Origin of the sequence: Bacillus jepli, from assembly GCF_047238305.1 — a bacterium.
In the GTDB taxonomy this organism is placed as follows: Bacteria; Bacillota; Bacilli; order Bacillales; family Bacillaceae_L; genus Ferdinandcohnia.
Map to the genome: position 1 here is coordinate 601,341 of NZ_JBDFMO010000001.1, position 25,793 is coordinate 627,133.

Genomic DNA, 25,793 nt, shown 5'->3' on the forward strand with positions numbered 1-25,793 from the left:
CAAATTATGCGTTTTTCAGTTTTTCTTTTACATCGTCAAATTCATCTAGGATTTCTTGGGATGGTGCTTTTGTAACTAAGCTGACGACGATAATCGAAATTAGGGCAAGTAGGAAACCTGGAACGATTTCATACAAGCTAAATGGAATGACAGCTTCTCTTATAACCTCTCCAGCCTCATTCAATTTAGGTGTAGAAAGAATACTCCAGACAACGACTGTAACTGCTCCTACGATCATTCCGGCTAACGCTCCCCAACGATTCATCCGTTTCCAGAATAGGGAGAGAATGATAACAGGACCAAATGCAGCTCCAAATCCGGCCCATGCATAACCCACCAAATCTAACACCTTACTATCACGGTCATAACCTAGGAAAATAGCAACTACGGCAATCACAAGAACTGCAATTCTACCAACCCACATTTCTTCTTTTGGACTAGCATTCTTTTTAAAGATGGCTTTATAGAAGTCCTGTGTCAAGGCACTTGAAGAAACAAGCAATTGCGAATCAACCGTACTCATGATAGCTGCAAGAATTGCTGCTAATAAGAATCCAGCCACCCATGGGTTAAATAACACTTGTGAAAAGACAATGAATACCGTCTCTGCATTATCTAGTGGGGTATCAGCAAAATACGCAATACCTGTAAAACCAATAAAGATTGCACCAAATAACGATAAGACCATCCATGTCATCCCGATAAAACGGGCTTTCGGAATTTCTTTTGTTGACTTAATTCCCATAAATCGAACAATAATATGTGGCTGCCCAAAATAACCTAGGCCCCATGCTAATAGTGAAATAACTCCTAATGTTGTTGCTCCAGACATGACATCTAAATAAGCTGGATCAATCGCTCCAATCTTATTCACTGTTTCTCCCCATCCACCTAATTCAAAGATAGTTACAATTGGAATTATGATTAATGCTAAGAACATCAAGATTCCTTGAACAAAATCGGTCCAGCTTGCAGCTAAGAAACCACCAAAGAATGTATAGGAAAGGATAACACCGGCTCCAACCCATAAGGCAAGTTCATAGTCCATCTTAAATGAGCTTTCTAAAAGAATTGCTCCACCGACAAGACTTGCAGAAGTATAGAAGGTAAAAAACACTAAGATGACAACCGCGGAAATAACACGTAGAAGCTTTGAATGGTCACGGAATCGGTTCTCAAGAAAATCCGGTACCGTAATCGAATCCTTTGATACCTCTGTATACACTCGGAATGGCTTCGCAATAAATTGCCAATTAAGGTAAGCTCCAACTGCTAAACCAACAGCAAGCCAAATTTCACCCATTCCACCGGCATACAATGCTCCAGGCAAACCAAGCATGAGCCAGCTACTCATATCAGACGATCCGGCACTTAATGCAGCAACTCCAGCACCTAGTCGTCTTCCTCCTAGGACATAGTCTGTTAGATTTTTCGTCATTCTAGCAGCCAGAATGCCAATGACTAGCATCCCTATTAGATAAATAATAATGGCTGTTAACGTTTGTGGATTAATATCCATGTTTAGACATCCTCTCCTTTGTCAGTAAATAATGTGATTGTTGATAGTACGATTAACGAAAGCATCGGCACGAACAACCAAAACCATGTAGCACCTGTTAAATTAAATTCCACACTTCCACCCCACTTTTTTGTTTTTTCTATCCTTATGCAGTTATATACAATTTCATGATAATTCCTATTTTTCGATAATAACTGCACATTACAAAAAACACTAATTAATCGTAACACAATATCGTTTACTGAACAGATTGAATATTCGGTAATTAAATTACGAATGTATAATTATTCAACATTTTAGATTAAATTTGCAATATGAATCTAATAATCTAATATCTATTCATGAAAACTAATAAAATTAAATTGAACTTTTTTCGAAAAAAAGCTATATATTTGTTATTTTTCAGAAATACTGAGAAAATAAGTAGTATAAAATTTTACTTGGAAATGGGAGAATCAGGATGAATGTAAAAATTAATCGTAATGCGGCAAAAATAATGAAGAAGATGCTCGAAAGTGAAGAATCTGAAGGAAAAATGCTTCGTGTTGTCATCACAGAACATCATGGCAACCACGCCCATTATGCCCTTCAATTTGATAATCCAACAGAGCACGACGAAATTGTTAAAACCGATAAAGATGTTGAAGTCCTTCTAGATACAAGGGATGCAGAATTTTTAGATGGTATTTGGATCCAATTTTTCTACGTTCCTGAAGAACAATTTGTAATCACTAATCCTAAAAAAGGACATCATCACCATTAAAAGTAGATAAGGTCGGCGCGGTGAATTCTCCGCGCCCTTTTTGTTTGCTCTCATTAAGTCAAGAGACATTTCTACCACTTTAAATAACGTTTTCATTATCATTTTCTATAAAATGTAAATAGTTTGTATATTTACTGTAAAACAAGTCTTTTACTGGATTGTCTGTTGTATATTGTATCTAGATTGGCAGCTTGGTCAGCCAATCAAAAAATAACACTATTATCTGGAGGTAGAGTAACCAATGAAAAAAAACCTAATGTTTAAAATTGGAGCATCCCTACTAGCAATTTTCTTAATGACAGCATGTAGCAGTGAAGACACTGATACTGATCAAGAGCAACCAGATACAGAACAATCCGATCAAACAGAGACAGAAGATGGAGCAGAAGAGGATACAGAATAAGCAATTAAATTCATATTTAAATAACTCCCACTCTACGATAAGAGTGGGAGTTTCATTTTTACAGCATTTCTGAAGTTGTTTTTGCTTGCATGTGAAGGATTAGGTAGTCTGGGCCTCCTGCTTTTGAGTCTGTTCCAGACATATTGAAGCCACCAAATGGTTGATAGCCTACAATCGCACCTGTACATCCACGATTGAAGTAAAGATTACCCACATGGAAGTCTTCTTTCGCTTTTTCAATATTTTCTCGGTTGTTTGAGATCACTGCACCTGTTAATCCATACTCTGTGTTATTGGCAATATCAATTGCATGGTTGAAGTCTTGTGCTTTACAGAATGCCACAACAGGCCCAAAGATTTCCTCCTTCATGATACGCGCGTCCTCCGCTACATCAGCGAAGATTGTTGGTTGGATGAACCAGCCCTTCGAGTCGTCTCCTTCTCCACCATGAAGAAGTTTCCCTTCGTTCTTTCCAATTTCAACGTAGCTCATAATCTTGTCATACGCACCTTGGTCATTAACTGGTCCCATAAATGTTCCCTTTTGTGTAGGGTCACCTACAGTTAATTCTTTTGTTAATTCAACCGCACGGTTTAGAACCTCATCATATACATCTTCTACTATTACTGCGCGTGAACATGCTGAACATTTTTGTCCAGAGAATCCAAATGCAGATGCCACTATGGATTTAGCCGCAAGTTCTAAATCTGCTTCTTTATCAACAACAATTGTATCTTTACCGCCCATTTCTGCGATGACACGTTTTAGCCAGATTTGACCTTCATTTAATTTGGAAGCACGCTCATAGATTCGTAGACCTACATCACGTGAACCTGTAAAACTAATAAAGCGAGTTTTCGCGTGATCGACTAGGTAGTCACCAACTTCAGAACCGCTTCCTGAAATATAGTTAACAACCCCTGCAGGTAGTCCTGCTTCTTCAAGAACCTCCATGAATTTCGCTGCTATGACTGGAGTTGTACTAGCTGGTTTAAGTAGTACGGTGTTACCGGAAACTAAAGCAGCTGTTGTCATGCCAGCCATAATCGCAAACGCGAAGTTCCAAGGCGAAATGACAACCCCAACACCTAACGGGATGTAAGTAAAACGATTATGTTCAATTGGACGGCTTTCTACTGGAACTCCATCCTTTAATTTCAACATTTGACGTCCATAGTACTCCATGAAGTCAATCGCTTCAGCAGTATCTGCGTCCGCTTCGTTCCATGGCTTACCTGCTTCTTTTACTAGAATTGCAGAAAATTCATGTTTGCGACGACGTACAATCGCTGCAGCTTTAAAAAGAATATTAGCACGCATTTCCGGGCTTGATTTTCTCCATGTTTGGAACGTTTCATATGCAACCTGCATGGCCTTTTCGGCTAACTCACGATTAGCTTTTGAAACACGCCCCACTACTTCTTCCTTGTTTGCAGGGTTAACAGAGATGATTTTATCTTCGGTTGAGATGCGTTCACCACCAATGATTAAATCATAATCACTACCTAAATATGCTTCAACAGTTTTAAGGCCGGCCTCAAACGCTTTCTTATTTTCTTCAATTGAAAAGTCCGTAAATGGTTCATGTTTATATGGTACTACCATTCTACTCCGCCTCCCTTAGTGTTTAAATGTAACAATCTCATTCTACTAAAATAAAGCGCTTTCTTCAAATGATAATCTAAACTTTACGAAGTTCGACAATTTTCGATCAGTTGTTAAAAATGACGACTACAAAATGAAAAAACAAGAACTACCGCAAATAGTAGATCTTGTTTTCTCTGGTTTAATTATACACATGTACGATTGGTTCGCTTTCACCTGCATCCCTTACAATAACACTTTCTGCACCACTTTCAGATTCGATATACACCTGAAGTGATATATAGTTATCAAAATGCTCCATAATGAGACCTGTTACATATTGGGTGAATCCAATTACCTCTGCTTTTCCATAGAATTGCATCGGAATGGTTAACGTTAGCTCCTTTAATTCTTCATCCTTGTAAAAGCCTCTTCCGACAACTGCTGTGAAATTTGGGAAAAAATCAGCAATGGCGTCTGAAAAATTTTGTACCATTAATGCATCATCAGGATAATTGTTTTTTGCCTCGGTTGATGGGAAGAAATAGTACTTTTCATTAATGGTTTCCCATTTCCCAATTTTAGAGGAGTTCGCGTCCACTTTTGCCTTCATAATAAAGTTACCCGGAGCAACAGAACTAGCTGCCTCTTGTTTAAATAAAGCAACCACGATCGGAATATCGCGAATACTTGCATATTCATTATTAGTTCGAATTCGGTTAATGATTTCCTCAGCTGCTTTTTTACCTTCTCTTTCAATATCAGCATCTGAAATCTCTACATCTCTCGGATAGCCACCCATTGAGGCAGGAAGATTATAATATTGGTGGGAGTTCATACCTATCCCAATCACAATCCCCCCAACCTCTAACTTATCCTCGTTATTTTTAATTAAATAATTCTGCTCGGCAATTGTCCCAATATAAATCGGGCTCTTCTTCATCGCCGCTTCATATCCCGGATCCTCATTTGATGTATCAAAAATTGGGTTTAGCCCTTCGTTTGGTAATGGTTTAGGTTTTTTCGGGTCTTTTGCCACTGCCACTTCATATGCTTTTTGCTGAGCATCGGTTCGTTTTCTCTTTAACCAGTCTTGTACCGTATCTTTTTCTAAATGTTGACCTTCTTGAAAAAAGTATTTATCGGACGGGAATGAATCTTGAGCGATTCGCATTAATCCCGTCTCAAATTCATCAATATCCAAACGATTGTTAATGTATGCCGCGACAATCCCTCGAGCTTTTCCTGTTTTATAAGGGATAACCGCTTTATAATAAGAATCTGAAATATTATATCTAGGTATAATCGCCTTTTCCGCTTTTTTATCTGAATCCTGCACGACCTCTGTCTCTTGATCAAATTTTGGCGCACATCCAGATAAGAGAAGCAGCATCGCCAAACCTAGAATGTATAGGTTTCTCACGTTCGACACCTCTTACTTCCTTAGTTCTTGTACCAGTCTGTCCTCATCCCAAATCTCAATTTGTAAATCTTGTGCTTTTGTAAGCTTAGAACCTGCTGCTTCACCCGCAACTAGAAGATCTGTGCTTTTACTTACACTACCTGTCACTTTTCCCCCAAGGGCCTCAATTTCTGCTTTGGCTTCATTTCTAGTTAGTTGCTCAAGCTTACCTGTGAGGACGATGGTCTTACCAGCAAAATAGGAATCACTATCCTCCACTGATACAAGCTTAGGACCCTTATATTCCATATTAATTCCATATTCACGCAGTTCATTTAAAAGTTCATGTACCTCTGATTGCTCAAAATAGGTGACAACGGCATCTGCCATTTTTTCACCTATTTCGTTAATGGCTGTCAGTTCTTCTAGAGTTGCAACCTGTAGCTTCTCCATTGTTTCAAAATGTTGAGCTAGGGTCTTTGCAGCCTTTGCCCCGACATGGCGAATTCCTAAACCAAATAAAAGCTTTTCTAAAGAATTCGATTTCGATACCTCAATCGCAGTTAATAAATTATCAGCTGATTTTTCACCCATGCGCTCAAGATTAATTAGCTGTTCCTTTGTCAATGTGTAGATATCAGCTACATCGGTGATTAATTTTTCATCGAATAATTGCGAAATAACCTTTTCTCCGAGACCATCAATATTCATCGCATTACGGGATACGAAATGAATCAAGCCTTCCCTAATCTGGGCAGGGCATTTAGGGTTAATACAGCGTAAAGCGACTTCTCCTTCTAAGCGGACTAACTCACTATCACAGGCAGGACAGTGTGTCGGCATGAAGAATTCTGACTCTTCGCCAGTCCGTTTTTCGACAAGAACATTCACAACCTCCGGAATGATGTCTCCCGCTTTTTTCACAACAACATAGTCCCCAATGCGGATATCCTTTTCCCGGATTAAATCCTCATTATGAAGGGATGCCCGCTGAACGGTTGTACCCGCAACACGAACTGGTTCTAAGATTGCTGTTGGCGTAATGACTCCCGTTCTCCCAACACTTAATTCGATATCTATTAATTTTGTAACAACCTCTTCTGCCGGAAACTTATAAGCAATCGCCCAACGTGGACTTTTCGCTGTAAAGCCAAGCTCATCCTGTTGATCAAAAGAATCAACCTTTATCACAATTCCATCAATATCATACGCAAGGGATGGGCGCTTTTCTGTCCATTCTGTGATGTATTCGAGAACTTCCTCGATAGTCGCACATTTTCTGCGTTCTGGATTTGTTTTAAAGCCAACTTCATCAAGCATATTAAGCCCTTCACTATGTGAATCAACCCCCAAATTGGTTGTGTCTGCAATGGCATATAAAAAGATATCGAGATTGCGACTTGCAGCAATTTTCGGGTCGAGTTGTCTTAATGAACCTGCCGCTGCATTCCGTGGATTTGCAAACGGTTCTTCCTCGTTCTGGAGTCTTTTAGTGTTTAGCCTTTCGAATGATTTTCTAGGCATAAACGCTTCCCCGCGCACTTCAATATCAAGTGGCTTCTTTAAACGAAGAGGGATAGATCGAATGGTCTTTAAGTTAACGGTAATATCTTCTCCAATTGTTCCATCACCACGTGTTGACCCTTGGACAAAACGCCCTTGTTCATAGCGAAGTGACACAGCAAGACCATCTATCTTTAGTTCACACACATAGGAAATCGAGTCACCCACTGCCTGTCTAGCACGGCGATCAAAATCACGCAAATCCTGCTCATTGAACGCATTTCCTAGACTTAACATCGGAATTTGGTGCTCTACTTTTTGAAAGGATTCAAGAACCTGTCCACCGACGCGGACAGTAGGCGAATCTCCCGTCTTTAATTCCGGGAAATCCTCCTCAAGTTGGATCAATTCCCGTATCAACCGATCATATTCCGCATCCGGTACAGAAGGCTTATCCAACACATGGTATTCATAATTGTACTGATTTAAAAGCTCATGAAGCTCACGAACGCGTTCTTGTGCTGTTGTTTTATCCATTCATCCAATCCTCTCTTTCCTAATGTGATTTGGTGATTGGAGCAAATTTTGCAAGCAATCGTTTGATTCCTGTTGGACTAGGGAAAGCAATGTCTAATTCCTTTGATTCCCCTTCTCCTTTTACACTAACAACCGTACCAATTCCCCATTTTTTATGCTCAGCCTTGTCGCCAACCTTCCAGCCAATTTCATCTCCACCCGTTGACTGTGCAAGTGGTTTTGAGAAGACTCTTCGTTCAGGCTGCCTAGAAGGTGATGATGTTGAAGAAAACGGAGTACGCATTTGCTGTTTGCGTTGTGCACCTAAATCTTCAAGAAGCTCTTCTGGAATTTCCGCAATAAATCGTGATACTGGATTCATTGACGTCCGACCATATAGAGTTCTCATTTGAGCATTCGATATATATAGCTCTTCCTCTGCCCTTGTGATTCCAACATAAGCAAGTCGGCGTTCTTCCTCCATTTCAGCCTCTTCCATTAGGGATCGACTATGTGGAAAGACTCCTTCTTCCAATCCCATCAAAAAGACAACTGGGAACTCAAGGCCTTTTGCTGAGTGCAAGGTCATGAGGACAACTGCATTATTTTTATCATTTTCATCTTCTTCAAGTTTATCAATATCTGCTACCAATGCTAAATCGGTTAAGAACGCCACAAGACTCTTATCATCGTTTGCCTTCTCAAAGTTTTGTGTAACAGATAAAAATTCTTCGATGTTTTCGATTCGGCTTTGCGATTCAAGTGTTTTTTCCGTCTTTAAGGCTTCTAAGTAACCGGTTTTCTCTAACACACTCTCAACCAGTTCAGTTACCGATAAATAATCCTGCATTTGGTCCCAATTATTAATTAAATCGCGAAACTCACGTAACGAATTGGTTATTTTCGCGCTTAATCCGATCTGCTCAACCTCTTGTAATGCTTGGAAAATGGAAAGGTCCTGTGCAATCGCATAGTTTGCAATTTTATCAATAGAGGTTGCGCCAATTCCACGTTTCGGCACATTAATGATTCTCGTTAAACTAATATCATCATCTGGATTGGCAATCACACGTAAGTATGCCAAAATATCCTTGATTTCTTTACGGTCATAGAACTTAATCCCGCCGACAATTTGGTAGTTGATATTCGATTTGAGTAATACTTCCTCCATTACACGGGATTGGGCATTGGTTCGATATAAAATCGCAATATCTTTATAGGAACGTTTTCCGCCATTTACAAGTTCGCGTATTTTTCCTGCCACAAATTGTGCTTCTCCTGACTCGCTGTCAGCACGGTAATAAAAAATCTTATTCCCTTCATCATTTTCAGTCCAAAGATTTTTTGCTTTACGATTCATATTGTTTTGAATGACTTGGTTTGCAGCCTTTAGGATTCGTTGCGTTGAACGGTAATTTTGTTCAAGAAGAATCACTTTTGCATTTTTGTAGTCTTTTTCAAATGAAAGGATATTGGCAATATCTGCGCCACGCCAACGGTAGATGGACTGATCGGAATCACCAACAACACATAAGTTCTTAAAACGTGATGCAAGGAGTTTAACTAGGATATACTGAGCGCGGTTCGTATCCTGATACTCATCCACATGGATGTATTGAAACTTACGTTGATAGAATTCGAGCACTTCTGGAACCCGCTTGAAAAGCTGGATCGTAATCATAATGAGATCATCAAAATCGAGTGCCTGATTTTTACGAAGTCTTTTTTGATACAACTTATAGACATCACTCACGATTTGTTCATACATGCCACCTGCTGTTTTTTCATACTCTTCAGGTGTTTGTAATTCGTTTTTCGCACTGCTAATCGTACCAAGAATCGAACGTGGATCAAATTTCTTCGGATCGATGTTTTTCTCTTTTAAAATATTTTTGATAACCGAAAGCTGGTCGGTTGTATCCAATATTGAAAAATTGCGGTTGAACCCTAAGCGATCGATATCTCTTCGTAAAATTCGAACACACATAGAGTGGAACGTTGAAATCCAAATGTCCTCAGCAGCACCGCCTAAAATCGCTTGAACACGTTCCTTCATTTCACGAGCTGCTTTGTTTGTGAAGGTGATCGCCAATATATTCCAAGGTGCTACTTGCTTTTCCACCATTAAATATGCAATACGGTGTGTTAGAACCCGAGTCTTTCCACTCCCCGCACCTGCCATAATTAGAAGTGGACCATCTGTTGCTTTAACGGCTTCTTGCTGCTGTTCGTTTAATCCTGCTAATAATTTATTGCTGATAAATTGCAATGTCTTCACCGTTCCTTTCCGATTCGTACATATGTTCTATTTTAGCCGATTTCCATATAAAATTCCACGTTTATCCCTTAACAGCTTGTACTGTTTTTAAGGCTGTATTTATATCTTCATAGATAATATTCCCAACAACAACAGTATCTGCACATTGAGCCATTTCTTTTGCTTGCTCAGGCGTCTTGATTCCCCCGCCATAAAACAGTTTTGTTTTTTCTAGGTTGTTTTTTACGGCCTCAACGATTTCCTTATCGCCATAAGTCCCGCTATATTCTAAATAAAAGATAGGGAGCGAAAACATTTTCTCCGCCATGATTGCATAAGCAATCGTCTCATCCTTGCTTAAGGAGGCATTGGCCCCCGTTAGCTTAGCAGCCTTGCAATCTTCATTGAGGATGCAATACCCCTGCATTATCATTTCATCCCAATTCATTACATCTCCATATTCCTTAACCGCCTCATGGTGCAGTCCCATCATCCATCTTGTATCACTACTATTTAAAACGGTTGGAATAAAATATAAATCAAAGCCAGGTGTAACTGACTCGATGTTCGAAATTTCTAAAACAACAGGTACCGTATAGCGTCGGATTCCAGACATAAGGTGAAGGACATTGTCTAGTGTCACCCCATCCGTTCCGCCAACGATAATGGCATCTGTACCAGATTCACAAATTGCATCTAAATGTTCCTCACTGATTTCCTTGTTCGGATCCAGCTTAAAAACATGTCTCCATTCTCTAAAGTCGTACATGAAGATCCTCCATTCATCTTTCCATTCCTCCATTATAACAAAACTACACGCATCTATTAATACCTAGGTGGATTTCAAATAATTTCTATTTTACTGTTGATAATTTAGAAATACTGTTGTTAATCAAACAAATACTGTTTTTAATTAAAAAATACTGTTTATAAATTATGAATACTATTTTTATCATTTTTGCCCTCAAAGAAAAAAGCCGAAACCCCAAGGTTCCGACTTTCGTCTCAATGTTTATTGATTTTCCGTTTCTTTTACACGGTCTAGTGCCATTTGATAGGCATCATTACCATAATTTAAGCATCGTTTGACACGTGAAATAGTCGCCGTACTAGCTCCTGTTTCCGTTTCAATCTTATGGTACGTGTTTCCTTCTTGAAGCATTCTTGCAACTTCAAGGCGTTGAGCCAATGATTGAATTTCATTTACAGTACATAAATCATCAAAGAATCGATAGCACTCCTCTAGATCTTTTAATGAAAGGATTGCATTAAATAATTGATCAAGTTCTTTACCACGTAATTTATCAATTTGCATATAGATAGTATCTCCCTTTTTAAAATGTTCTTCTAATTCCCAAACGAAACGGCGCCCGCAATTCCTGGTGTTGTTGGAATAATATTAATCCATGTTTTTCCTGGAACAAAGCCAATTTCTTTCCCATTCACAAAAGGAACAATTCGTCCATCAACATTTCTCCACTCAATTTCCTGGGCTTTACCTTTTTGAAGTAAATAGCCTTTACCTCCAGAGGTCACATCGATGGCGCGTCTACCATAATCATCAATAAAACGATGATTCATTTCAACGATTAACACATTATCAAGTAGCACTGGAGTATTCGTTTCTCGGTCAACTGTTTGATCGCCACCGCTATATCGCTCATACTTGCCTTTTTCTTGATTATAATCATAGACAGCAGCAAAAATATCTCTTGATGAGTAGGACACTCGAACATGTTCAGCTTGTGTTCCTTCGATTCCATTTTCTTCGTCCTCAGATAAAAATACAAAGCTTGGAACCTCTTCTTCCATTGTATATCCTTGTTTATCTGCCCCTTTTACGATATTTTCAAATGAAATATACGAGTTATGGGGAGCAACATTATGGTCAGCTCTCCAAAACAGAGTGCCGTCATAGACCATACCATTTATGTTGTCGACCTTGCCGCTGTTCAATATTTGTTGGGCTTCAGGGCTCCATCCATGGGCCACATATAAGGCATCAAAGCCTTTGCTCAACTCAATATAATAATCTCTCGCACTACGAACAGGTCCAATTATCTCTGGTTTCTCACTTTGGAACACCGCTAGGAAGCGTGTAACATCGCCTTCAGCTAACACTTCATAGACGACATCGGCCATGTGTAAACCGGATTGGGGACGTGCTTGCGGATGATTGTTAACCATTACAGCAAATGGACGATTGTTTATGTCATCATTTGTCTGTACCCCTGTTAACGGAAAAACATGTTCAAACTCTTGGCTCGGTTCTTCTTTTGCAACCGGTTCAGTTTGTTTTGGTTCATGCTCATCCTGCTGTTTTGAAGCTTCTTCTTTATTACTACATGCTGCGGTTAGAAGTAATAGGACAATTCCTAAAATGTATAAAGTCTTTTTCATGATCGAGCACACAACCTTTGTTAAAATTAAATCTCATGCGTTTTGGCGTATTTGGTTAAATCCTTTTATATTTTAACGCATTATTGACGGAAAGAGTACTATTTTATTCATGACATCATAAATCCCTTGAGGTGTGATGCGAATATATGGCAAGTGAGTAGACGATAAAAATGTTAACGTATAGATCGGATCACTATGATTATATCCGCGTTCCCGGACTAATCGGACGAATTCTTTTTCAAGCGAGCTTAATTCTACCACAGATTTTGATGATGTCACTCCACCTATATCTAATGGGATTTCGTGCAGGACGATCCCCCCTTCTGTTAAAACCATTCCACCGCCTATATCCTTCATTCGATTAAAGGCAAGAAGCATATCCTTTTTATTTTTACCAATTAATACAAAATCACCCGTATTTGAGAAAGAACTTGCAAATCCGGAAATTCGGTTTGCAAAACCTTTTACGATTGTGTTTACACGCCATTTCCCTTCTCTGTCCACTAGCATTAGAAAGCTCTCATCATGATCCATGGAAAGCTCATCATAAGATGCATCGATGGAAATGGAATATGGTTTCATAATAACCGCATTTTCCATCTTCATTCCAAATGGCATGGAAAATTGAAGATCATCTAGCGTTAGATCCCAGTTTGTAGAAAGATTTGAAAAACCTTCGCTCTTCCATGGAAATTCTGGAAACGCATTCTGGTCTTTATTATCTCGCTTTAACCAAACTCCTTTAGAAAGAACGGATTCAGGAGTCGGATTGTCTTTTGTTGATAAAATATTAAGGTTTGCGATTCTTCCTGTTGCAATCATACCATGGAGGTTCTCAATATTATAATGTCTTGCCACATTAATTGTCGCCATATTGTACGCATCTATGATTGGCACGCCTTTTTCAATGGCAATTTTAATCATATTATCAATGATTCCCTGCTCGTAAAAAGCAGGCGGTGAACCATCGGTCGTAAAGATGAAATGATCATACTGATCAATGCCCATTTCATGAATTTCGTCTAAAATTTTAGGCAAGTCCGGACGAATCGATGAGTATCGTAGCGAAGTGGTGTATCCTTGTAGTAGACGATTTAACACGTCGGTTCCTGTCATTGATTCATGATCACTGTCAGCACCTAATAGCATCAATTTGGCTAATGTTTTTTCCGAAGCTCCAGGGAAATGCCCTTCAACTTTCTTTCCAATCCTTTTTGTTTCTTGAATCCAATGTAGCATAAGGTCATCGCCGTCAAGCAGCTTTGGCCATCCTGTCAATTCTCCACCTTGAACAACTGAATCATGTTCTATCCAGCTTAGTACATTCCCGTTCGAAAAAGCTTGTTCCTCATGATGAATTTCAGTCTGAGGGTCGTAACGGCACCACCAGTACATCGTTACAGGAAGTTTCTTCATTTCCTCCAAAAAAGAAAACGCTTTCTTTTTTGTCGTTTGTAACGCAAGTACTAAGTTGTCATTGATGATAGTTGTTGTCCCTGTTTGGGATGCATATTGAGCAAATGAGTGGGGATTATATAAATGAAAAGAATGTGCATGAGGTTCAATATAACCTGGCACAACGAATTTCCCATCACACTCCACTACTTCACAGTCGGTGAGTTTTGATGGTAACTGTTGACCAACATACACAATGCGATCTTGGTAAATCCAAATATGTGCGTTAATCCATTTTCTTAATAGTTGATTTAAGTATGTGACATTTTTTAATAGAATCGTTGGTGATTTTTTTCCATCTATGACAGCAACATGTTCTCGAAGTTGCTTATTTTTCCAGCGGTAACGTTGCCCAACCATTAACCATCTCTCCTATCTCAGCTTAAAGCCTCATGGAAGCGCTTTACATTATAGTACCATATTAATCGATTTACTGCATTAAAGACTTTGTGAAAATTTGTAAAAATTTTTAAGTTTGTTTGTAAAGATATGTAAAGGGGTCAATCAAATGAAACCAAATATTGGGATGATTAATGCGTTAATTCGAATCACTTGTGGGTTTACGATGCTGGCATGGGCAACAGCAAAAATGGTTAAACGCCCATGGCGCGAAAGCTTTATTGTGGTTGCAATGCTTGGGGGAATGAAGGTAGCTGAGGGGATAACACGTTTTTGCCCGCTAACAGCTCTCTTTTATGAATATGTTGAAAGGAAGCAAGAAGAGCCAGAACTACAAAAACAGCTTCCTCCAGTAAATCCATCTTAAAAAAGGTAAGAGGGCGTCCCTCTTACCTTTTTTGCGTTCTACTATAGGTTAATTGCGCGTTAGATAATCAGGACTGCGCGTTAATTACACGAATTGCGCTTTAGCATCGCTCATTGAGCTATGAGCTAGAGCCTTATTCCCGATATCTTTTCGGTAAAATAGATTTGAACACTGAATTTTTCCCGCTTCTTGGTAGACAATATCCTGGGCTTCTTCAAGGCTCTCACCGCTTGCAACAACGGTTAAAACCCTTCCGCCATTCGTAACAAATTGACCATTCACCCTATCTGTTCCAGCATGGAAAACGGAGATTTTTTTATCTACGTTGTTTAACCCTTCAATGATTGCCCCTTTTTCATAGCTTTCTGGATAGCCTTTTGAAGCAAGCACGACACCTAGAGTTGCTTTGTTAGACCACTCAAGGGTTATCTCCTTTTGCTCCAGCAGTCCTTCGACCACTTCAATAAAATCAGACTCTAAACGTGGGAGAACTACCTGTGTTTCAGGGTCGCCAAAACGAGCATTGTATTCGATGACCTTTGGTCCATTTACAGTTAAAATTAAGCCCGCATAAAGAATGCCCGTAAACCTTCTTCCTTCGGCTTCCATCGCTTTAACGGTTGGATTGATGATCGTTTCAATCGCTGTTTGAACAACTTCCTCTGAAATTTGCGGAACGGGAGAATAGGCACCCATCCCTCCTGTGTTTGGACCCTCATCATTATCAAAGGCACGCTTATGGTCTTGTGATATAACCATGGGATAGGCTTTTTTTCCGTCCACAAAAGCCATTAATGAGAATTCCTCTCCTTCTAGAAACTCTTCAATCACAACCTGAGCACTTGCTTCGCCAAATTTATTCGCCTCAAGCATGTCATACACACTTGATAAGGCCTCATCTAAGGTAAGAGCAACTGTCACACCTTTTCCAGCAGCTAAGCCATCTGCTTTGATTACGATTGGGGCACCTTTTTCTAGGATATATCGTTTAGCATCTTCGTAAGAGGTAAATGTTTCGTATTCCGCCGTTGGAATCTTGTATTTTTTCATGATTTCCTTCGCAAACGATTTACTACCTTCAAGCAGAGCCGCTTCTTTTGTTGGTCCAAAAATGGCTAAGCCTTCTGCCTGAAATCGATTGACAATCCCATTGATTAATGGAACCTCGGGACCGACTAGAGTAAGATCGACTTGTTCTTGCTTAACGAATTCAATTAGACGGTCAAAATCATTTTCATCGATATTGACTAAGGTAGCAATATCCTTCATGCCTGGATTACCAGGTGCCGCATAAACTGTGTCTACTTTGGGACTTTGAGCAACCTTCCAGACAAGCGTATGTTCACGGCCACCACGACCCACGATTAGTACTTTCATTTATTCACCCCATAATGATTGGATTTAAATGATCTTAGTGTTTGAAATGACGTACTCCAGTAAAGACCATTGCGATTCCGTATTCGTCTGCTTTTTGAATGGACTCTTCGTCACGGATTGATCCACCTGGTTGGATGATTGCTGTGATACCTGCTTTTGCTGCAGCTTCAACTGTGTCACCCATTGGGAAGAAGGCATCTGATGCAAGTGCTGATCCTTTTGCCTTTTCACCTGCTTGAGTAATCGCAATATTCGCTGACCCAACACGGTTCATTTGACCTGCACCAATTCCAATTGTCATATCGTCTTTTGCTAAGACAATTGCATTTGATTTCACGTGTTTTACGACCTTCCAGCCAAGCTTTAAATCAGCCCATTCTTGCTCAGTTGGTTCACGTTTTGTCGGAATAGAAATGGTTGCATCATCTAAGCCATATGCATCTTCATCCTGAACAAGCAATCCACCACGAACGGACACAAGCTTCTTCAGGGCCTTCTTGTCATCGGAAAAATCAACTGTTAGTAGACGTAAGTTTTTCTTTGAAGAAAGAATCTCAAAAGCTTCTTCGCTAAATGATGGGGCAATAACAATTTCTAAGAAAATCTCGCGCAATTTATGAGCAGTTTGTGCGTCAACTTCACGGTTAACCGCGATAATTCCACCAAAAATAGATGTAGAATCTGCTTCATATGCTTTTTGATATGCTTCCTCTAATGTATTTCCCACTCCTACTCCACAAGGGTTCATATGTTTTACAGCTACTGCTGCTGGCTCTTTGAACTCTTTGACGATTTGTAGTGCAGCATCTGCATCATTAATATTATTGTAAGATAGTTCTTTTCCGTGTAATTGTGTGGCAGACGCAATGGAAACAGGCGTACCTAATGGTTTTTTATAGAATGCAGCCTTTTGATGTGGGTTTTCTCCATATCGAAGGTCTTGTTTCTTCTCATACGTAACCGTTAAGGATTCTGGACTTTCCTCACCCGCTGCATTTGTTAAGAATTCAGCAATGACTGCATCATAAGCTGCCGTATGACGGAAAACCTTTGCCCCTAAGCGAAGCTTTGTTTGTGCTGCGACCTCACCCTTTTCCGTAATTTCTGCTAAAACGCCGTCGTAATCCTGTGGGTCAACAACAACTGTTACATACTTGTGGTTTTTAGCTGCAGAACGAAGCATAGATGGTCCACCGATATCGATATTTTCAATCGCATCTTCAAACTGAACGTCTGGCTTTGCAATCGTTTGTTGGAATGGATAAAGGTTTACAACAACTAAATCAATCGGTGTAATCTGATGTTCTTGAAGCTGTTTAACATGTTCCACATTATCTCGAACTGCAAGAAGTCCACCATGAATATTGGGATGAAGGGTTTTTACTCGCCCATCCATGATTTCTGGAAAGCCGGTTACTTCTGAAATTCCGATAACGGTAAGTCCTGCCTCTTCAAGAGTACGTTTTGTTCCGCCTGTTGAGATAACTTCAACCCCATTTTCAATTAAGCCTTTTACAAATGGAACAAGACCTTGTTTATCTGAAACACTGACAAGTGCACGTTTAATTGTCACGTTAATTCGCTCCTTACTGTAGATTCCCGCTCTTCGCTGTTACAAGAGATTGCAGGATTTGCGGATAAAATTCATGTTCGATTTCATGTACTTTTTCTTCGATGCTTTCTAACGTATCTCCTGGTTCGATTGCTAGTTCCCGCTGTGCAATGATTGGCCCCGTATCCATGCCCTCATCGACATAATGAATCGTAACGCCAGTCGTGTTGACACCTGCTTGATAAGCCTGACCAATCGCATCTTTACCCGGAAATGCAGGCAGTAATGACGGATGGATGTTCACGATTTTATTACGATACGCCTGTAAAAGTGTATCCCCAATTAATCTCATATATCCAGCTAACACTATTAATTCTACATTTTTCGCACGCAGTTTTTCTACAATTTCTGCTTCAAATAATGATTTTTGTGGATATTCTTTTGGTGAAAAAACAAAAGTCTCCACCCATTCCTTTGAGGCCCGCTCAATCACCTTTGCACCCGGCTTATCACAAACTACTAATTCAATTTTGGCTGCAAGCCTTCCTTCCTTAATTGAATTCACAATCGCTTGAAAATTTGTGCCACTGCCTGATGCAAAAACTGCTATTTTTTTCATACAAGTGCTCCTCCACCAAAGGTTACACCGTTTCCTTCTTTTATACGACCAATAATAAATGCCTTTTCTCCTTGCTCTTCAAGAAGCCCAATCACATCCTGTAGAATCTCTTCTTCAACAGCAAGAACCATCCCAATTCCCATATTAAAAATATTAAACATTTCTTTTCGATTAAGGTTACCTGTCTCTTTAAGGAGGTCAAAAATGGGTGGAATTGGCCATGAGCCATAATCTATTTCCGCCCCCACACCGTCTGGTAGCATCCGAGGAATATTTTCAATAAAACCTCCACCAGTAATATGGGACATTCCCTTAATTTCAAATGTCTCCATTGCTCTTAACAAGGATTTCACATAAATTTTTGTAGGCTGTAGAAGTTCTTCCCCTAATGGACGACCGATTTCTCCATAGTTTTTCGCAAGATCTAGCCCGCCATCTTCAAGTAACACCTTACGTACAAGTGAATAGCCGTTACTGTGAATGCCACTGGAGGAAAGACCAATTAAAACATCACCAGGCTTAATAGAAGCTCCTGTTACAAGCTTTGATTTCTCAGCAACACCTACTGAAAAACCCGCAAGATCATATTCATCCTCACTATACATGCCCGGCATTTCAGCTGTTTCACCGCCAATTAATGCACAACCCGCTTGTTCACAGCCATCTGCAATTCCTTTTACAATCTGTTCGATTTTTTCAGGTTTTGCTTTTCCACATGCAATATAATCTAAAAAGTATAAGGGCTCTGCTCCTTGAACCACAATGTCATTTACACACATTGCAACTGCATCGATTCCAATCGTATCGTGCTTATCCATCATAAAAGCCAACATGAGCTTCGTACCAACACCGTCCGTGCCCGAAACTAAAACAGGCTCTTTCACATTGACTTTTGAAAGGTCAAACATACCACCAAAGCTACCAAGTCCACCCATTACTTCAGGGCGAACTGTTTTTGCGACATGCTTTTTCATTCTGGAAACAGCTTCATAGCCTGCTTCAATATCTACTCCCGCTTGCTTATAAGCATTTGCCATTGTTTTGAACACCTCTACCTTCTGTTAGCTGAAAACTTTTTCATGTGGTAATACCGTATCTGGGAAGATTTCCGTTGGGTATTTCCCTGTAAAACACGCCATACATTGTCCACGCGTTTCGCCTTCAAACGGTCTGCCAATTGCTTTTACTAACCCTTCCGGACTTAGAAACGTTAATGTATCTGCTCCAATCAGTTCACGAATTTCTTCAACTGAATGTGAAGAAGCAATTAACTCCTCATGTGTTGAGGTATCAATTCCGTAGAAACACGGATTCTTCATTGGCGGTGAACTAATGCAAACATGCACTTCAGTTGCACCCGCTTCACGAAGCATGGTAACAATTCGTCGACTTGTAGTCCCACGTACAATTGAATCATCAACCATGACTACACGTTTTCCTTCAACAACACCTCGAACAGCCGAGAGTTTCATTTTTACCCCTTGTTCACGTAGTGATTGGGAAGGCTTAATAAACGTTCTACCCACATATCGATTTTTAATTAGACCCAGTTCATACGGAATTCCTGACTGCTCTGCATATCCGATCGCAGCTGAAATACTAGAATCAGGTACTCCAGTTATAACATCGGCTTCAATCGGAGCTTCAATGGCAAGCTGTTTCCCTAAATTTTTACGAGCGGTATGAACATTGATCCCATTAATATTGCTATCAGGTCGAGAAAAATAAATATATTCCATGCTGCACATCGCACGATTGGTCACTAATGAAAAACGCTCAGAATGAATGCCTTCATCGTTAATAACGATTAGTTCGCCTGGCTCAACGTCTCTTTCGAATTTTGCTCCCACAATGTCAAATGCACAAGTTTCTGAAGCTACTACCCAAGCATCGCCAATTCTACCAAGTGATAACGGACGAAGGCCATTTGGATCAAGGGCAACTATCATTTTCTTTTCAGTCATAACCAAAAACGCATAGGCCCCTTTTAACATCGTTAATGCATTTTTAACTCGATCTTTGATTTTGGTATAACCGCTTTTTCTCGTTAAATGAGCGAGAACCTCTGTATCGGAGGTTGTTTGAAAAATACTCCCTTGGTTTTCTAGCTGATGTTTTAAGTCATTGGCATTTACAAGATTTCCATTATGGGCAATTGCAAGCCCACCGACTTGAGAATTAAAGAGGAGGGGCTGAACATTTTGAATGCCCCCGCCCCCTGCTGTTGCATAACGAACATGCCCAATCGCAGCTTTTCCTTGTAGTTGTTCAAGCCCGCCATTGCCAAAAACTTCGTTCACAAGGCCTTCCCCTTTTACAATACGAAGCTTTTCACCATTGCTAACAACAATCCCGGCCCCCTCTTGACCACGATGCTGTAAGCTGTGTAATCCATAGTACGTAATTTGGGCTGCGTCTGGATGTCCCCAGATCCCAAATACACCACATTCCTCGTTTAGGCCTTTGAGTTCAGCAAGCATGGGATAGCTCCTTTCCAAGTCCGTTTTAATTCATCAACTGGTAGATTCATAATTTTTTTACCAGTTTGATCTTCAATGATAAACGTTCCATCAGCTGTTACTTCTCCAACAAGACTTGCCTTTACTAGCTGTTCGAATTTTTCTTTGTTTTCTTTTTTTACAGACACGATAAAACGAGACTGTGTTTCACTAAATAATTCTGTTACCGCATCGCCTTTGATTTGTACCTTCACACCTAAGCCTTTTGCACCGAATGACTTTTCCGCTAATGCAACAGCAAAGCCACCCTCTGCTACATCATGCGCTGAAGCAATTACACCTGCGCGAATTGCAGTTAGTAGTTGTTTTTGTCTTCTTTTTTCAATCTCTAAATCTAGTTCAGGAACCTGACCAAAAATTTCTCCATGGATTAATTTTTGAAGTTCACTTCCCGCGAATTCTTCTTTCGCCTCACCGATGACATAAACAAGATCGCCTGCTTCTTTAAATTCCTGAGTCGTAATATGGGAAACATCATCAATCAAACCAACCATACCAATCACTGGTGTTGGATATATAGCTTTCCCGTTCGTTTCATTGTAGAGTGACACGTTTCCACCAATCACTGGTGTATTCAGCACTCGGCAAGCCTCACTAATTCCATCTGCTGCTTTTTCAATCTGCCAAAATATTTCTGGGTTCTCTGGATTTCCAAAGTTCAAGTTATCTGTAATTGCTAGTGGTGCGGCACCGGAGCAAACAATGTTCCTAGCTGCTTCACTTACTGCAATTTGGCCACCAACTTCAGGATCTAAATAGAGATATCTAGAGTTACAATCTGTTGTCATCGCCAGTGCTTTCTTGGTATCACGGATTCTTACAACAGCAGCATCTGAACCTGGAGCAACCACTGTATTTGTACGCACCATGTAGTCGTATTGGTCATAAACCCATTCCTTGCTTGCGATTGTAGGCTGTGCAAGTAAGTCTAAAAGTGTTTGGCCTATATCTTCAAGCTTTGGAGCTTCCACCTTCATTTCCTTAAATTCACGATAGGAAGCAGGTTCACTAGAAGGCTTATAATAGACAGGCGCATCTTCTGCTAATGCATCAACTGGTACGTCTGCGATAATTTCGCCTTTGTGTACGAGGCGAAATTGTTTGTCGTCTGTTACCTTTCCGATTGCGACAGCTTCAAGGTCATATTTTTTGACGATATCTTGAATTTCTTGCTCTCTGCCTTTTTCAACAACAATTAACATCCGCTCTTGTGATTCAGAAAGCATCATTTCATACCCAGTCATTCCTGTTTCACGTTGTGGGACAAGGTCAAGATTCATTTCAATTCCTGAGCCAGCTTTACTTGCCATTTCCGCTGATGAGCTCGTTAAACCTGCTGCACCCATGTCTTGAATACCGACTAATGCATCTGATTTTACAATCTCTAAACTAGCTTCAAGCAATAATTTTTCCATAAAAGGATCTCCAACCTGTACTGCTGGGCGCTTTGCATCTGAATTCTCTGTAAGTTCCTCAGAAGCAAAAGTTGCACCATGGATTCCGTCACGGCCAGTTTTCGCGCCGATATACATGACTGTATTGCCAACACCTTTTGCCTGGCCTTTTTGAATATCTTCGTGGTTGATTAATCCAACACACATTGCGTTTACAAGTGGATTTCCTTCATATGAAGAGTCAAATTGAACTTCCCCACCAACTGTAGGAATTCCAATACAATTTCCATAACCAGCGATTCCGGCCACTACTTCTTCAAACAAGTATTTCACTCTTGGTGAGGTTAACTCACCAAAACGAAGTGAGTTTAATAGTGCAATCGGTCTTGCTCCCATTGAAAATACGTCACGGATAATTCCGCCCACACCTGTTGCGGCCCCTTGATAAGGTTCAACCGCTGATGGGTGGTTATGACTTTCAATTTTAAAAACAACCGCTTGGTTATCACCAATATCAACGATTCCGGCACCTTCACCAGGTCCTTGAAGAACGCGCTCACCAGTTACTGGAAACTTTCGTAGCACAGGCTTTGAGTTTTTATAGCTACAATGCTCAGACCACATAACCGAGAACAACCCAGTCTCTGTATAGTTTGGAAGTCTTCCTAAAATCTTTTCGACTAACTCAAATTCTGAATCACTTAAACCCATTTCACTATATATTTTTTCTTCTTTAATTTGCTCCGGACTTGGTTCAAGAAGTAACGACATGTGCTGCTAACCTCCAATTTTTCACAATTGATTGAAATAGCTTAATTCCATCTGCACTACCTAATAAATCCTCAACCGCTCTCTCTGGGTGAGGCATCATTCCGAGTACATTACCTCGTTCATTTGTAATACCTGCGATATCTGCAATACTCCCATTTGGATTTGACCCGTGATACGTGAACGCAATTTGATTGTTCGCACGTAATCTAGCAAGTGTTTGTTCATCGCAATAATAGTTTCCTTCACCATGGGCAATGGGAACCGTAATAACCTCACCCGCTTCGTATTCAGAAGTAAACATCGATTTATTATTTTCAACGCGTAGTTCAACCGGACGGCACATAAACTTTAACTTTTCATTACGGCGCATCGCACCCGGTAAAAGGCCTGCTTCCAATAAAATTTGGAATCCGTTGCAAACACCAAGAACTGGCTTACCTGCCTTCGCTGCTTTTACGACTTCATCCATCACATTTGAAAAACGAGCAAGTGCCCCAGTACGCAGGTAATCTCCATAAGAGAAGCCACCTGGAAGCAAAATGCCGTCATACTCTTCAAGACTCGTGGCACTATGCCATACATACTCAACTTCTTCCCCAAGCACATCCTTTATCGCATGAAACATATCAACATCGCAGTTAGAGCCCGGAAACACGATTACGGCAAATTTCACTGTGTGACAACCTCCTCAACCTCATAACGGTAGTCCTCAATTACCGTGTTTGCTAATAGCTTTTCACAAATTTCTTTTACTGTTTGGTCAAGGTCCACAACTGATTTATCAATCGTTAACTCCATATATTTTCCAATCCGAACATCCTGAACTTCTTTATAATTTAATTGGTGCAAGGACCCCTTAACAGCCGTTCCTTGTGGATCTAAAACACTTTCTCGTAATGTCACATAAACCTTTACTTTGTACATCATGCAATTCGTCCCCCTAGTCGGTTTAAAATTTCAGTATAAGCATCCGTTAAATTACCAAGGTCTCTTCGGAATACATCCTTATCAAATTTTTCATTCGTTTCAAGATCCCAAAAACGGCAAGTATCAGGTGAAATTTCATCTGCTAATAGTATCTCTCCGTCCTTCGTTACACCGAATTCAAGTTTAAAATCTACTAATCTGATTTGAAGTTCTAAAAAGAAGGTACGTAATACGTCATTAATTTTAAGTGCCTGTTCTTTAAGTTCCTGTACTTGCTCCTTTGTTGCAAGTTCTAGGACATCAATGTGATCCTCATTCACAAGTGGATCACCGAGGTCGTCATTTTTATAATAAAATTCAACAATTGGTTTCTTTAAGTTTGTTCCTTCTTCAATACCCACTCGCTTTGAAAAACTTCCCGCAACCACATTTCGAACGACTACCTCCAGTGGAATAATCGAAACACGTTTAACGAGTTGTTCATTTTGCGAAAGTTTTCCGATAAAGTGTGTTCTGATTCCCGCAATATGAAGCTTTGAAAATAGCATGCTTGTAATCTCGTTATTTAGGTGGCCCTTACCAACGATTTGTGCTTTCTTTTCCCCATTAAAAGCTGTGGCTTCATCCTTGTATTCCACTAATACGATAGATTCTTCAGCAGTTTGATAAAGTTTCTTAGCCTTTCCTTCATATAGCAAACTAAGCTTTTTTAGGTCCATTTTGGACTCCTCCCCCTCAAAATTCAGATTAGTGACTGGCACGGTTTATAAACCTAAGCGTTCAAAAATCATATCTACATGCTTAAGGTGGTAGTTATAATCAAAACAGTTATCAATTTGGGCTGGTGTTAATCGGCTTGTAATCTTTTCTTCTGCCTCAATTAACTCACGGAACGGAACTTGTTTTTCCCAAGCTTCCATTGCTTTTGGCTGAACCGTATCATATGCCTCTTCTCTTGTTAAACCTGAGTCAATTAACGCCAAAAGAACACGTTGTGAATAGATCAAACCAAGTGTACGGTCCATATTGCGTTTCATGTTCTCTGGAAATACCGTTAAATTTCCCACAATGTTTCCAAAACGGTTTAACATATAATTCAATGCAATCGTCGCATCCGGTAAAATGATACGCTCGGCTGAGGAATGTGAAATATCACGCTCATGCCAGAGTGGAACATTTTCATAGGCTGTCATCATATACCCACGAATCACACGAGCCATTCCTGTCATATTCTCTGAACCAATCGGGTTTCGTTTATGTGGCATTGCAGATGAACCTTTTTGACCCTTTGCGAAAAACTCTTCCACTTCTCTTGTTTCACTCTTTTGCAAGCCACGAATTTCAACTGCAAATTTTTCAATCGAAGTAGCAATTAGCGCCAATGTCGACATATACGCAGCATGACGATCTCGTTGTAAGGTCTGTGTAGATATCGGTGCAGGTGAAATGCCAAGCTTTTCACAAACATACTTTTCTACAAACGGGTCGATATTCGCATACGTACCAACTGCGCCTGAAATTTTTCCGAACTGAACGCCATCAGCTGCTAGCTTGAAACGCTCTAGATTTCGCTTCATTTCTTCATGCCACAAAGCAAGTTTCAAGCCAAATGTCGTAGGCTCGGCATGAACACCATGGGTACGTCCCATCATGACCGTGTATTTATGTTCCTTCGCTTTTTCAGCTAAAATAGTGATAAAGTTTTCAATATCCTTTAGTAAAATATCATTTGCTTGTTTAAGAACATAAGATAAGGCAGTGTCAACAACATCTGTAGACGTCAATCCGTAATGGACCCATTTTCTTTCATCACCTAACGTTTCCGAAACGGCACGTGTAAACGCCACGACATCATGTCTTGTATCCTCTTCAATTTCTTTAATTCTTTCGACATCAAAGGATGCATTTTTTCGGATAAGGGCAACATCTTCTTTCGGAATCTCACCCAACTCTGCCCAAGCCTCACAAGCTAAAATTTCAACCTCAAGCCAAGCACGAAACCGATTTTCTTCCGTCCAAATGGACCCCATTTCCTCACGAGTGTAACGACCAATCATGTAGTATC

General features: G+C 40.1%; 22 protein-coding genes. 3 read left to right on the plus strand and 19 right to left on the minus strand.

Going from position 1 to position 25,793, the window contains the following annotated elements; translation table 11 throughout:
* Positions 1 to 4 precede the first annotated feature (4 nt).
* The gene (putP, locus tag ABC371_RS02970; RefSeq protein ID WP_412895512.1) at positions 5 to 1,519 is read right to left on the minus strand and encodes a sodium/proline symporter PutP; all 1,515 of its coding nucleotides are present in this window, start codon (positions 1,517 to 1,519) and stop codon (positions 5 to 7) included.
* A 460-nt stretch (positions 1,520 to 1,979) separates the two neighbouring features.
* Here putP and ABC371_RS02975 point away from each other — a divergent pair, with 460 nt between their 5' ends.
* Positions 1,980 to 2,282 carry an iron-sulfur cluster assembly accessory protein gene (locus ABC371_RS02975; protein WP_412895513.1) on the plus strand — a complete coding sequence of 101 codons (303 nt, stop codon included), beginning with the start codon at positions 1,980 to 1,982 and terminating at the stop codon, positions 2,280 to 2,282.
* A 241-nt stretch (positions 2,283 to 2,523) separates the two neighbouring features.
* On the plus strand, positions 2,524 to 2,685 hold the full coding sequence (locus ABC371_RS02980; RefSeq protein WP_412895514.1) for a hypothetical protein: 162 nt from the start codon (positions 2,524 to 2,526) through the stop codon (positions 2,683 to 2,685).
* Between the two features lie 58 nt (positions 2,686 to 2,743).
* Here ABC371_RS02980 and pruA read toward each other — a convergent pair whose 3' ends face one another.
* The 8 genes from pruA to ABC371_RS03020 all read right to left on the minus strand — a co-directional run bounded on the left by pruA (position 2,744) and on the right by ABC371_RS03020 (position 14,163).
* Positions 2,744 to 4,291, minus strand: coding sequence for an L-glutamate gamma-semialdehyde dehydrogenase (pruA, locus tag ABC371_RS02985; protein WP_412895515.1), 1,548 nt, complete (start codon positions 4,289 to 4,291; stop codon positions 2,744 to 2,746).
* A gap of 181 nt (positions 4,292 to 4,472) precedes the next feature.
* Entirely contained in the window at positions 4,473 to 5,693 is a 1,221-nt protein-coding gene (locus tag ABC371_RS02990) for a CamS family sex pheromone protein (RefSeq protein ID WP_412895516.1), read from the minus strand.
* 12 nt (positions 5,694 to 5,705) lie between these two features.
* Complete coding sequence (gene ligA, locus ABC371_RS02995; RefSeq protein ID WP_412895517.1) at positions 5,706 to 7,712, minus strand: NAD-dependent DNA ligase LigA; 2,007 nt, start codon at positions 7,710 to 7,712, stop codon at positions 5,706 to 5,708.
* Positions 7,713 to 7,731: 19 nt separating this feature from the next.
* The gene (gene pcrA, locus ABC371_RS03000) at positions 7,732 to 9,960 is read right to left on the minus strand and encodes a DNA helicase PcrA (RefSeq protein WP_412899257.1); all 2,229 of its coding nucleotides are present in this window, start codon (positions 9,958 to 9,960) and stop codon (positions 7,732 to 7,734) included.
* Positions 9,961 to 10,030: 70 nt separating this feature from the next.
* The gene (gene pcrB / locus ABC371_RS03005) at positions 10,031 to 10,717 is read right to left on the minus strand and encodes a heptaprenylglyceryl phosphate synthase (protein ID WP_412895518.1); all 687 of its coding nucleotides are present in this window, start codon (positions 10,715 to 10,717) and stop codon (positions 10,031 to 10,033) included.
* A 243-nt stretch (positions 10,718 to 10,960) separates the two neighbouring features.
* Positions 10,961 to 11,263, minus strand: coding sequence for a YerC/YecD family TrpR-related protein (locus ABC371_RS03010; RefSeq protein ID WP_412895519.1), 303 nt, complete (start codon positions 11,261 to 11,263; stop codon positions 10,961 to 10,963).
* Between the two features lie 32 nt (positions 11,264 to 11,295).
* The gene (locus ABC371_RS03015) at positions 11,296 to 12,348 is read right to left on the minus strand and encodes a DUF3048 domain-containing protein (RefSeq protein ID WP_412895520.1); all 1,053 of its coding nucleotides are present in this window, start codon (positions 12,346 to 12,348) and stop codon (positions 11,296 to 11,298) included.
* 72 nt (positions 12,349 to 12,420) lie between these two features.
* Positions 12,421 to 14,163, minus strand: coding sequence for an adenine deaminase C-terminal domain-containing protein (locus ABC371_RS03020; RefSeq protein WP_412895521.1), 1,743 nt, complete (start codon positions 14,161 to 14,163; stop codon positions 12,421 to 12,423).
* 148 nt (positions 14,164 to 14,311) lie between these two features.
* On the opposite strand from ABC371_RS03020, the gene ABC371_RS03025 reads away from it, so the two are divergent.
* A complete protein-coding gene (locus tag ABC371_RS03025; RefSeq protein ID WP_412895522.1) occupies positions 14,312 to 14,569 on the plus strand; it encodes a YgaP family membrane protein in 258 nt (85 codons plus the stop codon).
* Between the two features lie 84 nt (positions 14,570 to 14,653).
* Here the strand turns inward: ABC371_RS03025 and purD are convergent, their stop codons facing one another.
* Genes purD through purB form a run of 10 tightly spaced genes read right to left on the minus strand, consistent with a single transcriptional unit; the run spans position 14,654 to position 25,785 of the window.
* A complete protein-coding gene (purD, locus tag ABC371_RS03030; RefSeq protein WP_412895523.1) occupies positions 14,654 to 15,946 on the minus strand; it encodes a phosphoribosylamine--glycine ligase in 1,293 nt (430 codons plus the stop codon).
* 34 nt (positions 15,947 to 15,980) lie between these two features.
* Complete coding sequence (gene purH, locus ABC371_RS03035; protein WP_412895524.1) at positions 15,981 to 17,519, minus strand: bifunctional phosphoribosylaminoimidazolecarboxamide formyltransferase/IMP cyclohydrolase; 1,539 nt, start codon at positions 17,517 to 17,519, stop codon at positions 15,981 to 15,983.
* 13 nt (positions 17,520 to 17,532) lie between these two features.
* The gene (purN, locus tag ABC371_RS03040) at positions 17,533 to 18,117 is read right to left on the minus strand and encodes a phosphoribosylglycinamide formyltransferase (protein ID WP_412895525.1); all 585 of its coding nucleotides are present in this window, start codon (positions 18,115 to 18,117) and stop codon (positions 17,533 to 17,535) included.
* Positions 18,114 to 19,154: a phosphoribosylformylglycinamidine cyclo-ligase gene (gene purM / locus ABC371_RS03045; RefSeq protein WP_412895526.1), complete on the minus strand. Its 1,041-nt coding sequence runs from the start codon at positions 19,152 to 19,154 to the stop codon at positions 18,114 to 18,116. Before purM ends, purN begins: the two co-directional genes overlap by 4 nt.
* Before the next feature lie 24 nt (positions 19,155 to 19,178).
* On the minus strand, positions 19,179 to 20,597 hold the full coding sequence (gene purF / locus ABC371_RS03050) for an amidophosphoribosyltransferase (protein ID WP_412895527.1): 1,419 nt from the start codon (positions 20,595 to 20,597) through the stop codon (positions 19,179 to 19,181).
* A complete protein-coding gene (gene purL, locus ABC371_RS03055; protein WP_412895528.1) occupies positions 20,573 to 22,801 on the minus strand; it encodes a phosphoribosylformylglycinamidine synthase subunit PurL in 2,229 nt (742 codons plus the stop codon). Before purL ends, purF begins: the two co-directional genes overlap by 25 nt.
* Positions 22,785 to 23,474 (minus strand): phosphoribosylformylglycinamidine synthase subunit PurQ, encoded by a 690-nt coding sequence (gene purQ, locus ABC371_RS03060; protein WP_412895529.1) that lies wholly within the window; start codon positions 23,472 to 23,474, stop codon positions 22,785 to 22,787. Before purQ ends, purL begins: the two co-directional genes overlap by 17 nt.
* Entirely contained in the window at positions 23,471 to 23,725 is a 255-nt protein-coding gene (gene purS / locus ABC371_RS03065) for a phosphoribosylformylglycinamidine synthase subunit PurS (protein WP_412899258.1), read from the minus strand. The genes purQ and purS overlap by 4 nt, the downstream gene beginning before the upstream one ends.
* Positions 23,725 to 24,447 carry a phosphoribosylaminoimidazolesuccinocarboxamide synthase gene (gene purC / locus ABC371_RS03070; RefSeq protein ID WP_412895530.1) on the minus strand — a complete coding sequence of 241 codons (723 nt, stop codon included), beginning with the start codon at positions 24,445 to 24,447 and terminating at the stop codon, positions 23,725 to 23,727. The genes purS and purC overlap by 1 nt, the downstream gene beginning before the upstream one ends.
* Before the next feature lie 45 nt (positions 24,448 to 24,492).
* On the minus strand, positions 24,493 to 25,785 hold the full coding sequence (purB, locus tag ABC371_RS03075) for an adenylosuccinate lyase (protein ID WP_412895531.1): 1,293 nt from the start codon (positions 25,783 to 25,785) through the stop codon (positions 24,493 to 24,495).
* Positions 25,786 to 25,793: the final 8 nt, after the last annotated feature.

Coding starts and splice junctions, on each gene's coding strand:
- ABC371_RS03025 (WP_412895522.1), top strand. CDS start 14,312: ATGAAACCAAATATTGGGATGATTAATGCGTTAATTCGAATCACTTGT.
- ABC371_RS03020 (WP_412895521.1), bottom strand. CDS start 14,163: ATGGTTGGGCAACGTTACCGCTGGAAAAATAAGCAACTTCGAGAACAT.
- putP (WP_412895512.1), bottom strand. CDS start 1,519: ATGGATATTAATCCACAAACGTTAACAGCCATTATTATTTATCTAATA.
- ABC371_RS03015 (WP_412895520.1), bottom strand. CDS start 12,348: ATGAAAAAGACTTTATACATTTTAGGAATTGTCCTATTACTTCTAACC.
- pcrB (WP_412895518.1), bottom strand. CDS start 10,717: ATGTACGACTTTAGAGAATGGAGACATGTTTTTAAGCTGGATCCGAAC.
- purF (WP_412895527.1), bottom strand. CDS start 20,597: ATGCTTGCTGAACTCAAAGGCCTAAACGAGGAATGTGGTGTATTTGGG.
- ligA (WP_412895517.1), bottom strand. CDS start 7,712: ATGGATAAAACAACAGCACAAGAACGCGTTCGTGAGCTTCATGAGCTT.
- purM (WP_412895526.1), bottom strand. CDS start 19,154: ATGGCAAATGCTTATAAGCAAGCGGGAGTAGATATTGAAGCAGGCTAT.
- pruA (WP_412895515.1), bottom strand. CDS start 4,291: ATGGTAGTACCATATAAACATGAACCATTTACGGACTTTTCAATTGAA.
- ABC371_RS02975 (WP_412895513.1), top strand. CDS start 1,980: ATGAATGTAAAAATTAATCGTAATGCGGCAAAAATAATGAAGAAGATG.
- purN (WP_412895525.1), bottom strand. CDS start 18,117: ATGAAAAAAATAGCAGTTTTTGCATCAGGCAGTGGCACAAATTTTCAA.
- purS (WP_412899258.1), bottom strand. CDS start 23,725: ATGTACAAAGTAAAGGTTTATGTGACATTACGAGAAAGTGTTTTAGAT.
- ABC371_RS02980 (WP_412895514.1), top strand. CDS start 2,524: ATGAAAAAAAACCTAATGTTTAAAATTGGAGCATCCCTACTAGCAATT.
- ABC371_RS03010 (WP_412895519.1), bottom strand. CDS start 11,263: ATGCAAATTGATAAATTACGTGGTAAAGAACTTGATCAATTATTTAAT.
- purC (WP_412895530.1), bottom strand. CDS start 24,447: ATGGACCTAAAAAAGCTTAGTTTGCTATATGAAGGAAAGGCTAAGAAA.
- purD (WP_412895523.1), bottom strand. CDS start 15,946: ATGAAAGTACTAATCGTGGGTCGTGGTGGCCGTGAACATACGCTTGTC.
- purB (WP_412895531.1), bottom strand. CDS start 25,785: ATGATTGGTCGTTACACTCGTGAGGAAATGGGGTCCATTTGGACGGAA.
- purL (WP_412895528.1), bottom strand. CDS start 22,801: ATGTCGTTACTTCTTGAACCAAGTCCGGAGCAAATTAAAGAAGAAAAA.